The 13192-nt window shown below is 48.3% G+C and carries 13 protein-coding genes; 10 read left to right on the top strand and 3 right to left on the bottom strand.

Annotated elements, in window-relative coordinates; genetic code table 11:
- Positions 1–61: 61 nt before the first annotated feature.
- The 3 genes from tsaB to MJ770_RS09385 are packed head-to-tail and all read left to right on the top strand — an operon-like array spanning position 62 to position 1940.
- The gene (tsaB, locus tag MJ770_RS09395; RefSeq protein WP_239253342.1) at positions 62–733 is read left to right on the top strand and encodes a tRNA (adenosine(37)-N6)-threonylcarbamoyltransferase complex dimerization subunit type 1 TsaB; all 672 of its coding nucleotides are present in this window, start codon (positions 62–64) and stop codon (positions 731–733) included.
- The gene (rimI, locus tag MJ770_RS09390) at positions 730–1194 is read left to right on the top strand and encodes a ribosomal protein S18-alanine N-acetyltransferase (protein ID WP_239253309.1); all 465 of its coding nucleotides are present in this window, start codon (positions 730–732) and stop codon (positions 1192–1194) included. Before tsaB ends, rimI begins: the two co-directional genes overlap by 4 nt.
- A complete protein-coding gene (locus tag MJ770_RS09385; protein WP_239253308.1) occupies positions 1191–1940 on the top strand; it encodes a uracil-DNA glycosylase in 750 nt (249 codons plus the stop codon). Before rimI ends, MJ770_RS09385 begins: the two co-directional genes overlap by 4 nt.
- Before the next feature lie 10 nt (positions 1941–1950).
- On the opposite strand, the gene lplT is transcribed toward MJ770_RS09385, so the two are convergent.
- Complete coding sequence (gene lplT / locus MJ770_RS09380) at positions 1951–3189, bottom strand: lysophospholipid transporter LplT (RefSeq protein ID WP_239253307.1); 1239 nt, start codon at positions 3187–3189, stop codon at positions 1951–1953.
- 96 nt (positions 3190–3285) lie between these two features.
- On the opposite strand from lplT, the gene alr reads away from it, so the two are divergent.
- The 4 genes from alr (at position 3286) to MJ770_RS09360 (ending at position 6557) form a co-directional block, all read left to right on the top strand.
- Positions 3286–4362, top strand: coding sequence for an alanine racemase (gene alr / locus MJ770_RS09375; protein ID WP_239253306.1), 1077 nt, complete (start codon positions 3286–3288; stop codon positions 4360–4362).
- Positions 4363–4779: 417 nt separating this feature from the next.
- Entirely contained in the window at positions 4780–5025 is a 246-nt protein-coding gene (locus MJ770_RS09370; protein ID WP_239253305.1) for a hypothetical protein, read from the top strand.
- A gap of 283 nt (positions 5026–5308) precedes the next feature.
- Positions 5309–5995, top strand: coding sequence for a sensor histidine kinase (locus MJ770_RS09365; RefSeq protein ID WP_239253304.1), 687 nt, complete (start codon positions 5309–5311; stop codon positions 5993–5995).
- Positions 5996–6089: 94 nt separating this feature from the next.
- Entirely contained in the window at positions 6090–6557 is a 468-nt protein-coding gene (locus MJ770_RS09360; protein WP_239253303.1) for a sensor histidine kinase, read from the top strand.
- A 68-nt stretch (positions 6558–6625) separates the two neighbouring features.
- Here MJ770_RS09360 and MJ770_RS09355 read toward each other — a convergent pair whose 3' ends face one another.
- Entirely contained in the window at positions 6626–9067 is a 2442-nt protein-coding gene (locus tag MJ770_RS09355; RefSeq protein ID WP_239253302.1) for a DNA internalization-related competence protein ComEC/Rec2, read from the bottom strand.
- A 7-nt stretch (positions 9068–9074) separates the two neighbouring features.
- On the bottom strand, positions 9075–9506 hold the full coding sequence (locus MJ770_RS09350; protein WP_239253301.1) for a hypothetical protein: 432 nt from the start codon (positions 9504–9506) through the stop codon (positions 9075–9077).
- A gap of 26 nt (positions 9507–9532) precedes the next feature.
- Between MJ770_RS09350 and MJ770_RS09345 the strand changes: the two genes are divergently transcribed.
- From MJ770_RS09345 to folC, 3 genes are all read left to right on the top strand, one after another.
- On the top strand, positions 9533–10075 hold the full coding sequence (locus MJ770_RS09345; protein ID WP_239253300.1) for a DUF2062 domain-containing protein: 543 nt from the start codon (positions 9533–9535) through the stop codon (positions 10073–10075).
- A gap of 88 nt (positions 10076–10163) precedes the next feature.
- Positions 10164–11633 (top strand): protein adenylyltransferase SelO, encoded by a 1470-nt coding sequence (locus MJ770_RS09340; protein ID WP_239253299.1) that lies wholly within the window; start codon positions 10164–10166, stop codon positions 11631–11633.
- Between the two features lie 214 nt (positions 11634–11847).
- Positions 11848–13179, top strand: coding sequence for a bifunctional tetrahydrofolate synthase/dihydrofolate synthase (gene folC / locus MJ770_RS09335; RefSeq protein ID WP_239253298.1), 1332 nt, complete (start codon positions 11848–11850; stop codon positions 13177–13179).
- The last annotated feature ends 13 nt before the right edge of the window (positions 13180–13192 follow it).

Here is a 13192-nt window from a genome sequence, read left to right as displayed (position 1 = left end):
TTCCCACTTAAACGGGAATATTAAAAGTACATATTATTTGATGGAGTAATTCTTAATAATGGTGCGTATATTGGCGCTGGAAACATCCACTGAGTATTGCTCTGTCGCATTATGGCAGGACGGTAATGTAGTCAATCGTTGCGAGCTGGTTGGGCAACGCCATTCCGAATTGTTGATGGGAATACTGGATAATTTATTGCATGAAGTGGGTATAAAGCTCTCCGAGTTAGATGGCATTGCATTCGGTGCCGGGCCGGGTTCATTCACGGGGGTGCGTATTGCCTGTGGGGTGACGCAAGGCTTGGCGCTGGGAGCAAATTTACCGGTGGTGGGAGTGTGTACGCTGCAAGCATTAGCGCAAGCCGCTGGTCACGATAAAGTGATAGCTACAATAGATGCGCGCATGGGTGAAATTTATCATGCGGTATATGAAAAACGAGCGGGGTCATGGGTGACGATTTGCGAGCCGAATTTGTGTTTGCCGCAACAGGCTCCCCAAGTTCAGGGTACTGGGTGGTTTGGCACAGGGAGTGGTTTCGCTAAGTATGGTGCTGAGTTAGATAGTTGTTATGCTGGGCAAATTGCTGATAGCGATACTCAGGCCGTACCACAGGCCATTGCTGTTGCAGAATTTGCCGCGCCTTTTTTTGCTGCTGGTCGAGGCATGGATGCGGCGCAAGCCATGCCATTTTATTTACGTAACAAGGTGGCGCTGAAAACCAGCGAGCGATGAGTTTCCCTCAATTGCTTGACCGCGCCGTCTTGCGTGATATGAATTCAGCAGACTTGGCTGGAATAGTGCGCATTGAGCAACACGTGCATGCTTGTCCGTGGACTTGCGGGAATTTTAGCGATGCGCTTAAAAATAATTATGTATGCAAGGTGTATGAAGCAGATGGTGAAATATTAGGCTATGTTGTGCTCATGCTTGCAGTTGATGAGGCCGACTTACTTAATATCAGCATCGTCGCCGAATATCAACGCAAGGGGCTGGGTCGTCGGTTATTGGGTGCAATAATGGAAGTTGCGCGCGGTTGTAACATGCGACGCATGTTGCTCGAAGTGCGTCCTTCGAACCTAGCGGCGCTGGGACTATACCTTGATGTTGGATTTCGAAAAATTGGTCTGCGCCACGGCTATTATGCGGCAGACAATGGGCGCGAAGATGCGATCGTGATGGAGTATTTACTGTGAATCGAGAAGAAGCAATATTACGTGAGCTCAATCTCTATCCGCAGTGGCAACGGCGCGGACAAGCCAATTCTGTGCTTGAGCAAGTGACTGTAGCGACTCAATCTATAGCTGAGCAAGTAGTAAGTGAGTCTGATTTAGAAAAAGAAGACAAGCAGACCCTGGGTAGCCACAACTGGCCTGAGTTAAAAGCATTGGTTAAAAATTGCATGGCCTGTAAGCTGCGTGCGGGTTGTACACAGACAGTTTTTGGTACGGGTGATGTGCGAGCAGACTGGCTGTTCGTGGGCGAATGGCCAGGTGCGGACGATGATATTCAAGGTGAACCATTCGTTGGGCAATCCGGCAAGTTGCTCGATAATATGCTGGCTGCAATCAAGTTAAAACGTGGCCACAATGTGTACATTACCAATATTCTTAAATGCTACCCAGCTGGTGCTCGTACGCCAGAAGCCAATGAGCTTGCTCAATGTATGCCCTACCTGGAACGCCAGATTCAACTCATCCAGCCCAAGCTGATTGTGGCTCTGGGTGAAACAGCTGCCTTATTGTTGGGGCATGACGCCACGTTGTCTGAGCTGCGTGGCAAGCTATTTGATTATTGTGGTTCATCCTCTCAGTGCTGGGTGAAAAGTATTCCACTCATCATTACTTACCATCCAGCCTATCTGCTACACGCCCCTTTGAAAAAAGCACAAGCATGGGATGATCTGCGCTTGGCAGTTGCTACGATGCAGAGGTTGGTTTGAAATTTAAAGGTTACATCTCCCCTGTGTCTTGATCATGACGGTGCTTTTTATACAGCATGGTCATGATGCTGGAGAGGAACAGTCCGAACACTAAAGTAATAGTGAGAATATCTAGTTCCATTTTTTGCATTAAGGCAAACAATGCGAGCATGGCAAAAATGCTTATATTTTCATTAAAATTTTGCACTGCGATTGATCTACCGGCACCCATAAGCAAGTGACCACGATGCTGAAGCAGGGCATTCATGGGGACCAAGAGGTAGCCACCCATTGCGCCAATAATGATGAGTAGCACGATGGCAAGTGGTGAGCTGGTAACCGGGATCATGGCCAGCACCATTAGCCCCATGGCGATGCCTATTGGTAGTACTTTCACGGCGTGATCCAGTTTGACGAATTTAGCGGCTAGTACAGAGCCGATGGCGATGCCGATGGCGACCCAAGCGGTGAGTTGGGCGGCTTCGCCAATATCGTAGTTAAGTACGGTGACAGCCCATGCCAACACGATTAACCGTAACGTGGCGCCTGCCCCCCAGAAAAGCGTGGTAACGCTCAACGATACTTGTCCTAGCGGGTCTTTCCATAGCAGCTTGAAACAATATGCGAATTCAGTTATCAAGAAAGCTGGGTTACGGTTTAATGGCTTGTGTTCTATTGAAACACGCGGAATGTAAAGATTGAACAACGCGGCGATGAGATAAACAACAGTGACGATAGAAATAGCCAGTTCCGGCGCAGAGTCGATGCCGGTTTCTATCATTGGTACGTCCCACCATTGCAGCATTTGACTTGAGATGGTCGGGCCGATGAGTATGCCCCCCAGCACTGCGCCAAGCACAATAGCGGCGACAGTCAACCCTTCTATCCAACTATTTGCCAGTACTAATTTTTCGGGTGGTAAATATTCGGTAAGGATGCCGTATTTTGCTGGGGAATAAGCCGCTGCACCCAAACCCGTCACTGCATAGGCGAGGAGCGGATTTACCCCGACCAGCATGGCGATACAGCCGAACAGCTTAATGCTATTGCTGATGAACATCACTTGACCCTTGGGCAGCGAATCAGCGAAGGCGCCTACAAAAGGTGCCAGCACGATATAGGACACCACAAATGCTGCTTGCAATATAGGGGTGTGCCATTCTGGCGCTTGTACTTCGTGAAGTAAGGCAATGGCGGCAAATAGCAGGGCATTATCTGCGAGCGCAGAAAAAAACTGCGCCGCAAGTATGATATAAAATCCGCGATTCATGAGGAGGCGCAATTTTTAAGAGCACGTTTTATATCACGAAAATTGCATGCCTGCTATCATTAACGGTAACCTATCTTATCCCGCAATATTTCATCCATGCCCCGTCCGATCCAAGCTCGCATTGATCTTTCAGCGTTAGAGTACAACCTGCAGGTCGCACGTCGCGTGAGCAGCACACGCATCATGGCGGTGATCAAAGCTAATGCTTATGGCCATGGTTTATTACGTGCTGCTGAAGCGCTAAATGCAGCAGAAGGTTTCGCGCTGCTGGATATCCGCGATGCGATAGGTTTGCGTGATGCAGGGTTCAATCAGACTATCCTGTTACTGGAAGGATTCTTCTCTCCTGACGACTTGTCTCTGGTGGCCGAGTATGACCTCGCCTGTGTGATTCACAGTCAGCAACAGATCGATATGCTGGAGGCCTATCCGAGTCGTGGCAGCTTGGAGGTGTGGTTCAAGATCGGCAGCGGCATGAATCGCTTAGGCTTTGCTCCAGATAAGGTTCCCACTGCGTTGGAAAGACTCAAGGCTCACCCTGCTGTACGCAACATCACACTGATGACGCATTTTGCTCAGGCTGACGAAGCGACAGGTGTGGCTGCGCAATTAGACGTGTTCAATACACTAGTTGCACCCTATCGCATGGCGCGCTCGCTGGCCAATTCTGCAGCCCTGTTGCGCTATTCTGCAACCCATGCTGATTGGGTACGCCCTGGCATCATGCTGTATGGCGCATCACCGTTCGCAGAAATCAGCGCGCAACAACTCGGCTTGCAGCCAGTGATGACACTGCAAAGCCGCATCATTGCTGTACAAGAGTTGCGTGCGGGCGAAAAAGTCGGATATGGTGGGTTATTCCGTACTGAGGCTCCCATGCGCGTCGGCGTGGTCGCTTGCGGATATGCCGATGGTTATCCGCGCCATGCGCAGACAGGCACACCAGTGCTGGTGGGAGATCAGCGTACGCGCATTTTGGGGCGAATCTCGATGGACATGCTGAGTGTGGATTTAAGTGCGTTACCCGCTGCTGACGTAGGTAGTCGTGTGACGTTGTGGGGAGAAGGTTTGCCAGTGGAGCAGGTGGCCCATGCAGCAGACACTATCAGCTATGAGCTGCTGTGTGCGCTAACAGTACGTGTTCCGATCGTGACTTCTGATCTGACCCGATGATATGTCAAATTGTTTATAGAACGCACATTTCCTGAACGTTGCTTAAAAATTGATCAGGGGTTTGCTTCAGCTTCACGATATCCGTCAGTAGCTTCGCGAAACTGGCTTTGGTTAGTACTAGCGCAAATTCCCATTTCCTGCCAATGATTAGCATTGAATCGTTCCTCTGGAATGAGCTGGGGCTTTATAACTTGGCAGGTAGAATAGCTCAATCAGTTTGTTGAGTTCGGCCACCCAGGCTTGCACTATTCTGCTGCGGTGTTCCCGCAGTTCGTCCAAAAACAAAAACTTTCTTTCTTGCATTCTTGACCCGATTTTAGTAATTGGACGAGCTTGTAATGATCATACGTCATCAATAATCATGTATCGTGCCTTGCCCTAATGGGTCACTTTGGCGATCGTGGAAAGCTTCCGCCAATGTACCTCTTAGAAGTTGCCAAACTTGCTGCATGGTTGGGACACGACTATAGGTGGACAGCCGTCTATGCCAACGATAAAAAAACGCTTAAGCACTTCGCAAGCAAGGTAAAGCATTTCAGCAGAAAGCGTGCTTACTCCATCAAACCGCCTCCAGATGCTAATATGGGAACCACCCCCAAGAAGATTGCATATGTGTACAAGAGTCGATTAGGCGGATTCAACTCTGAAGTGCATTTTTTGTAAGTGAATTTAGGAGGCGAGCTGGGTTAATTTCGTACCTATGAATACTGTGCAGCGTTTTCCCCTTTGTTTATTTTAGTTTGTCCAAGTTATTAAAATAAAATCATAACAGGATGCAATCTATACTAGCGATTTGATACTGACACCAATGGCTATTAAAAATTGTCAGAATTTTTATTTTTAGGACTATAACATTAAGGTTAATACTTTGAACTCACAGTGTTCGATTTCGTCACCAAGCGCTGACTGTAATGTTAGTGAGCCAATTTTCTCTACAAATGAAGTCATGCGTCTTCATGCTGTAAGAAGATACGATATATTAGATACACCTCCGGACGGTGCTTTTGATCGAATTACCGCTCTTGCAGCGCGTATATTCAATGTTCCAATCGCCATTGTAAGCATCGTGGATACTGATCGAATATGGTTTAAGTCCCATTTTGGTATTGAGGGAACTGAAGTTAGCCGCGAGCCTGGTCTTTGCGCATCAGCTATATTGCAGAATTGCCCATATATTATTGAAGATGCTGCTCATGACGCACGCACTTTAACCAACCCGCTTGTTGTCGGGGAACTGGGTTTTAGGTTTTATGTAGCCATTCCATTGACCACCAGCGATGGCTTTAACTTAGGAACGCTGTGCGTGATTGATAGAAAACCCCGTAATCTAAATGATGGGGAGATAACGAATTTACAAAATCTCGCGTCACTTGTTATTGATCAGTTGGAGCTTCGACTTAACTCAATTCGTGCTTTAGTCAAATTGAATAACGCTAAATGTTCAGCTGAAAATGCCAGCTTAGCAAAATCAGATATTATTTCCAATCTCTCCCATGAACTGGGATCACCCCTTAATTCTATGCTTGGCTTTGCCCAATTGCTGCAGTCGGATGACTCATCACTAACTACATCTCAATTGTTTAATATTAATCAAATTATTCAAGCAGGTTGGCACCAAAAAAAAATTGATTGAAGAGCTTCTTAGTCGTGAGGCCATTGAATCAGGGAGGTTGCCAGTCAGGGTAGAGTCGCTATGCCTGCATAGCATTTTAAGGGAATGCCAGGCAATGATGAACCCGCAAGCTAAAATAAAAAGCATTCATGTGAGCTTTAATGAAAGTGATAATCCTATCTATGTTTATGCGGATCGCACTAGATTAAAGCAAATCTTCATCAATCTCCTTTCCAATGCGATCAAATACAACCAGGTAGGAGGGACAGTCAATATCGAGTGCAGTAGTAGCAGTCTGAAATGGGTTCATATTAGTGTGAAGGATACTGGTTCAGGCATACCTCTGGAAAAATTAGATCAGCTATTTCAGTTACATAATCGACTGGGTCAGGAATTCGGTACAGAAGCAGGTAGCGGTATCGGCTTATTCGTCACTAAAAAATTGGTTGAGTTGATGGGAGGAGTTATTGGGGTGGAGAGTACTGTCGGAGTGGGTAGCATATTCTGGATTAAGTTACCTTCCGAACGATCTGGAGATGATAATGTTTCAGCGACTGAATTCGAGGTAACGTCTAACGGTTAAATCTAAATTCGTACACTACATTCATGCATCCTGGTATACAACAACTTTCAATTGTCTAGCGATTACATTTAAGGCACTTCAGAAATGGTTTGCTGCCAATAATGTGCGTGACTCTTACGATACCGCTCCACACTTATGCTGTGCGTATCCATTTCCACTACAATTGCGCCGTCATTGTCCGAGCGCAGTAATTCGCTGCCAATTGCACGATAACGCTCAACTACTTCTTCCGGGGGATGGCCGAAGCGATTGCGGTAGCCCATAGAGAATACTGCATAGCGAGGATGAACGGCTGCTACGAAAGCATTCACAGACGAGGTCTTGCTGCCGTGGTGTGGCACCACCAAGAGCGTAGCGGGGAGCTTGTCCTCATGTTGTTTAAGTAATCGCCATTCGGACTGTTTTTCGATGTCGGCGGCGAGCAATACGCTGTATTTGCCCGTGGTGATTTTTAACACGCAGCTGCGATTGTTATCGCGGATTTTTTCTTCAGAATAACTTTCCTTTGTCGGGTGCAGTACTTCAAAATGCACTCCGTCCCATTCCCAAGTTTGCCCATCCGTGCAGCGTTTGATGTTCGATGAGTATTGCAACAGGGGATGATTTTCTGCCAGCGAGGATGAGATCCAATTTACCGGCATACCTTGCAAAATAGATAATGCGCCGCCGGTGTGGTCGCTGTCATCGTGGGTAAGTATCAGGCCGTCGAGTTGCGCGATGCCCATGCCGCGCAGCGCCGGGATGAGAATGCGGTTGCCACTGTTGGCCTCGCTATTAAAATTGGGGCCGGTGTCATACAGTAGTGCATGGTTGCGTGTCTGTGCAGCTACCGCCAAGCCTTGCCCGACATCAAAAATTACCAAGCGTAGTGTACCTTCTGGCAGTGTGGCGGGCAGTGCTAGAAACATCGGCAGCAGGGCGATCAGTCCCAGCCACCGTGCGGGAAATCCGCGCGGTAATAGCATCCATAACACTCCAAAAATACCGATGGCTATGCTCCATGTGGGCGGTGCGTGCTGTGTCCACACCACTTCTGGCAGGCTGTTCAGCCATTCCAGCAGGTAGATGCATACACCCATGGCCTCATGTGCCAGCCGCAGCAGCCAATCGAAAGGAAGCACAGCGCCCAGCAGAGTGAGTGGCACCACCACGAAGCTGACTAACGGAATGGCAAAAGCATTAGCGATGGGCGATACCAGTGAAACTTGTTGGAACATCACCAACAGGGGTGGAATCAGCCCGATGCTCATTGCCAATTGAACGCGGCCATAGGTTACTAACCAGTGAGGAGGCCGTAAACGATGTGCGGTCACATAAAAAATCAATGCCACCGCACCGAAAGAGAGCCAGAATCCAGGTGACAGAACCGCCCATGGGTCGAGCAATAATACAACGACTAAGGCGGCAGCAAGAATTTGCGATGGTGCGACAGTGCGAGAGAGCCATAATACGGAAGCGATAGTTGCCAGCATATATACTGTGCGTTGCGCTGGTACACCATAACCTGCCAGTAGCGCATAGCCGAGTGCTACCAATAAGCCGATGAGTGCGGCAGCTTTGCGTGCCGGTAGTGCGCGCGTGAGACGCACACTGCGCCGCCATAACCAATAACTTGCAGCAAAAGCCAGCCCTGACAGCATGGTGATGTGCAGGCCGGAAATACTCATCAAGTGATTAACGCCGGTGCGTGTAAAAACTTGCCACTGTGCCGCAGGAATGCTGGCATGGTCGCCGATGGCAAGTGCGGTTAATACGCCAGCGTAATTGTTTTTTTCGATGACATTCACGTCAGCGCTATCGCGAACATTTTTCTCACTTGAGGTGTATGGACTTTTCAGGGGATGAAGCTGATTGGGGGTGGGGTTTAACGTACTCTGAATATGGTCGCGCACTTTTTCGCGTAGGTTCTGGATATAGTAATCAGGTGATTTCACTAAAGCATCCAGCCTCGAATTATCTCTATTTCGACGAATATAACCGTTGGCGCGCAGATTGTTTTCCAGCATCCATGCTTCAAAATCAAAATTGTGGGGGTTGCTGCTGCCATGCGGTTGCTTCAAGCGTACAGTGAATCGCCAGCGTTCACCGGCATGGATGACCAGAGGTTCTTTCTGTGCATTATCGTAGCTAGCAAGCAGAATGTGTGACGGAACAATGGCATCGGGGGTGAGCACCTGTTCCACATCGAAGATAAAACGAAGTCCGTGCTCATGCTTTCTGGGAAGCTTTCCCACCACGCCTATTATTTGAATGTTTTTGCCCTGCCATTCGGCGGGTAGTGCATCAGACAGACGTTGTTGCGCAAAAAATGCTGCGTAGAAAAAACCAAAGGTACAGGCAAATACTGCCAGAAGGGCGGGGTATGTTTTGCGTAGCAAAAGATTGTTACGCGGTAGCGCCAATGCAGGTGCGAGCAATAAAGTTAGTCCACCCCAAGCGAGATTGGGAAGCACTGCCTGTTGTTGCAACAGCCATACGCCAAATGCAAAAAATAAAACGGCATATTGCATGGCCTGCTTAGTGCCGTTGAATGAACTTGAGCAATTCGAACCAAAGTACGCTGCATAGACCAGTAGCGAAACTTAGCGCGAGTTGATATGCAGGAGCGTTATTTACCCTGTCGCCAGTCATTACCACAATATCGCCGTTTGACTTGAGCGTGTTCACCAATCGCTGTATTTGCGCCAGAACCATGTGTGCGAAAAGAGCTCTGTGGCGGATGCGTTCGCACACCATTTTCAATGCAATCGCAAAAATGTCGCGGCGGCTCCTGGCTGTGGGCAATGCGTTGATTACTTTAGCTTGCAGTTCCTTACGTACTTCGGCATGCGTCAGGTCGCGCTTATCATTTGGATCGGACATTTTGTGCCTCACGTGTGCAAACTTCCCAAAGAGGGCTGGCGTATTCAATAAAATCAGGTAATCTACAACCATATTTTGCTTGGTCATGATTTTGCCTTAATTACCGAATACCAGTGCCGAAAAAATATTTCAGAAAATTCCTGCCTAGCCATGAAACAATCAAACAAAGCCGTTGGGCGGGTTGGTTTGGCGGCTGGCTAAATCATCCTAATCTATGGCATCTTAACCGCCATTCCGTGTCGGGCGGCGTCGCTGTCGGTCTGTTCGCCGGACTGATTCCTGGTCCGCTTCAAATGATTGGCGCAGCTTTGCTGGCAGTGCTGTTTCGCGTTAATTTGCCGGTAGCTGCGGTCTCCACGCTGTACACCAACCCATTTACCATCGTGCCTCTCTATGCGTTGGCATATCAGCTGGGTGTATTTGTTACCGGACATAATAACGGCCAATCGTCCGTTAAGCTTTCCTTACCGGAAATGACTTGGCTTAACTGGCCTACCGTCATGCTGGATTGGTTTATGTCATTAGGTAAACCACTCGCTGCTGGTTTGCCGCTGTTGGCGTTAAGTTTCGCTATTGTGGGATATTTTAGCGTGCGTATATTGTGGCGAGCGATGGTTGTATGGGAATGGCGAAAACGTGCATTACGGCGGCGGTGATGGCTTGCATGGGCGGCATGCACGCCACAAAGCTTAATTGTTTTATAACCTTGTATGAATTTAAGTAAACCGGATTTAAATTATTCCTATGAAAAAACTTGATCAATTGAATTTTGATAATACTTTTTCTCGGCTACCAGCTGTTTTTCATAGTTGCTTGAATCCCACACCTTTACCCCATCCCTATTTAGTTAGTTTTAATGCTAGTGCAGCCAAATTAATTAATTTGGATGCAAGCGAGGTTGAGAGCGCGGATTTCGCCGAGTATTTTATCGGTAACCTTTTGTTGCCTGGTAGCGAACCTTTGTCGATGCTCTACGCGGGGCACCAGTTTGGTCACTTCGTGCCGCAACTGGGAGATGGACGCGCAATTTTGCTTGGTGAAATAAAAAATAGCGATGGAGAGTCTTGGGATATTCAGTTGAAAGGGGCGGGTATTACACCATTCTCACGCAATGGAGATGGACGTGCCGTGCTGAGATCCAGTATTCGTGAATACTTGTGTTCAGAAGCTATGCATGGATTGGGCATTCCGACTTCTCGTGCTTTGTGCATTGTGGGAAGCGATGCAGAGGTGTACCGTGAGTCTATTGAAAGCGCAGCCGTGATTACTCGTTTATCACCGTCGCATGTGCGTTTCGGTTCGTTTGAGGTGTTCGCCTATAGGGGTCAACACGAACCAATCGCCTTACTCGCTGACTATGTTATCGACAAGCATTTTCCTGACATCAGCGATGCGCCGGACAAGTATTTACGTTTTTTGAATGAGGTAATCACGCTCACCGCACATCTGATGGCTAAATGGCAGTCTGTCGGTTTCGCACATGGCGTGATGAATACAGACAACATGTCGATTCTCGGGCTGACTTTCGATTATGGTCCTTTCGGTTTCATGGAAACCTACGATCCGGGATTTATTTGTAATCACTCCGACCATGGCGGCCGCTATGCCTTTGATCAGCAACCGCAAATAGGTCTGTGGAATCTGGCTTGTCTGGCACAGGCTTTAACGCCCATTATCGAGGTGGAGGAGGCGCAAAAGGCACTGGAGAATTACGAACCGACATTCTACGAACACTATGCTGAATTGATGGGCAAGAAGCTGGGACTAACCAACGTCAGCAAAGAAGATGTTTCTCTTGTTACACCATTGCTGGAAATGATGCGCGCCAGTCAACTGGATTACACCAACCTGTTTCGTAGTTTGAGTCTGTTCAAACTCGCGCCGGATGAGAAAAATAGCGAGCTACGCGATCAATTCGTCGATCGACTGGCGTTTGACGCTTGGGCCGAAGCTTATCGTATACGCTTGCAAAGCGAACCGGGAACTGACGAGGATCGCAAGGTGCGTATGAACAAGGCCAATCCAAAATATATTCTGCGTAACTCCATGGCGCAAAGTGCGATTGCCTTGGCTGAACGGGAACGCGACTTTTCGGAAATAGATCGCTTGTTGGCATTGCTTAGTCGCCCCTTTGATGAGCAACCCGAAATGGAAGATTATGCCGCGCCTGCACCAGATTGGGCGCGCCATGTCGTGGTAAGCTGTTCATCCTGATGCAAAGCTGCCTATACCATTCTTTGGTTGCCAAAGCACACTACAAGGCACCCATAAATATCTCCCATTGAGCATAGCCGAAATCTAAGCTTGGCTGAGTGAGTAGAGATTATGTGTTTTTTGATAATAAACTTTTTCTGCAGAAGTCGTGCACGTATGCTACCAGAATTAATAATAATCAATAAATCATTAATTAACAATCAGCTAGGTAGACATGTTGGATAAGTATAGCGCATTGAATGACTGGCTTGCCTATCTTGAGACCAAGCACCCTAATGCTATTGAGTTGGGTCTTGAGCGTGTAACAAAAGTTAAGCAACGTCTTGGATTCAATCCAACTTTTCCTATCATTGTTGTCGGTGGTACCAACGGCAAAGGTTCAGTGTGTGCAATGCTAGAAAATATGTTGCACGCTGCTGGCTATTGCGTCGGCTGCTACACCTCGCCGCATTTACTGGATTACAACGAGCGTGTTCGCATTGGACAGCGCCAATCCAGTGATGAGGTTTTGTGCGCAGCATTCGGGCGGGTTGAGCTGGCGTGCGCTGGCCAACCCTTGGAAAAAACAGGGACTAGCTTGCTGGATGATGAATCATCAGAAATTTCGTTAACCTATTTCGAGTTCGGCACGCTAGCTGCGATGCAATGTTTTATTGATCAGTCAGTAGAGGTAGCGATACTGGAGGTTGGTCTAGGTGGGCGGCTGGATGCAGTCAATATATTTGACCATGATTGTGCTGTGGTTACCAGTATAGATTTGGATCATACTGAGTATCTAGGCGATACGCGTGAACAAGTTGCGTTTGAGAAGGCGGGGATTTTTCGTGTCGGGAAAGTGGCCGTGTTTGGCGATATGGATATGCCGATTGCAATTCGTACGCAGGCCCAGCATGTCGGCGCGCAGTTGTGGTGTCTGGGCGAGCAATTCAGCTTCTCGGCAGGCGCGCAACAATGGAATTATCATGGTGTGAGCGGCACTCGTAGCGCCTTGCCTTATCCAGCTTTGCGTGGAGCATTTCAATTAAACAATGCTAGCGCCGCATTGGCGGTATTGGATGCACTTAAAAGTCAACTGCCGGTAAGTATGGCTGCAGTGCGGCGCGGCTTGGTCGAGGTAGTTCTGCCAGGTCGTTTTCAGGTTGTGCCCGGCAGACCGACGCTGATTTTGGATGTGGCGCACAACCCTCATGCGGCGCGCTCACTGGCGCAAAATTTGGCCGACTTGCCGCCTTGCCGTAAGACTTTTGCAGTGTTCGCCATGCTTAAGGACAAGGATATGGCCAGTGTGGCACGTGCGCTCAAGGAGCAGGTGGATGTCTGGCTAGTGGCTGGTATTGCCACGCCGCGTGGTGTAACGGCCACGGAATTAGCCAGTGTGTTAGATGCAGAGGGAGTGAAAAGCGCGGTACTTACGTTTGTCACGGTATCCGATGCATTACAGCATGCCTGTAATGAGGCCGTCGAAAATGATAGAATTATAGCCTTTGGTTCATTCTATACAGTAGCTGAAGTGATGCGCGCGCAGTCTGCGCTACGCTTGATTTGATTTGCGCGGAGAA

This window comes from Candidatus Nitrotoga sp. M5 (genome assembly GCF_927904885.1).
Classification (GTDB): domain Bacteria; phylum Pseudomonadota; class Gammaproteobacteria; order Burkholderiales; family Gallionellaceae; genus Nitrotoga.
The sequence above is the reverse complement of the archived record's forward strand: the minus strand, read 5'-3'. Positions and strand labels throughout refer to the sequence as shown.

Bases quoted from the DNA above. Each gene is read 5' to 3' on its own strand.
- rimI (WP_239253309.1), top strand. From the start codon at position 730: ATGAGTTTCCCTCAATTGCTTGACCGCGCCGTCTTGCGTGATATGAAT.
- lplT (WP_239253307.1), bottom strand. From the start codon at position 3,189: ATGAATCGCGGATTTTATATCATACTTGCGGCGCAGTTTTTTTCTGCG.
- alr (WP_239253306.1), top strand. From the start codon at position 3,286: ATGCCCCGTCCGATCCAAGCTCGCATTGATCTTTCAGCGTTAGAGTAC.
- MJ770_RS09370 (WP_239253305.1), top strand. From the start codon at position 4,780: ATGTACCTCTTAGAAGTTGCCAAACTTGCTGCATGGTTGGGACACGAC.
- MJ770_RS09365 (WP_239253304.1), top strand. From the start codon at position 5,309: ATGCGTCTTCATGCTGTAAGAAGATACGATATATTAGATACACCTCCG.
- MJ770_RS09360 (WP_239253303.1), top strand. From the start codon at position 6,090: ATGATGAACCCGCAAGCTAAAATAAAAAGCATTCATGTGAGCTTTAAT.
- MJ770_RS09355 (WP_239253302.1), bottom strand. From the start codon at position 9,067: ATGCAATATGCCGTTTTATTTTTTGCATTTGGCGTATGGCTGTTGCAA.
- MJ770_RS09350 (WP_239253301.1), bottom strand. From the start codon at position 9,506: ATGACCAAGCAAAATATGGTTGTAGATTACCTGATTTTATTGAATACG.
- MJ770_RS09340 (WP_239253299.1), top strand. From the start codon at position 10,164: ATGAAAAAACTTGATCAATTGAATTTTGATAATACTTTTTCTCGGCTA.
- folC (WP_239253298.1), top strand. From the start codon at position 11,848: ATGTTGGATAAGTATAGCGCATTGAATGACTGGCTTGCCTATCTTGAG.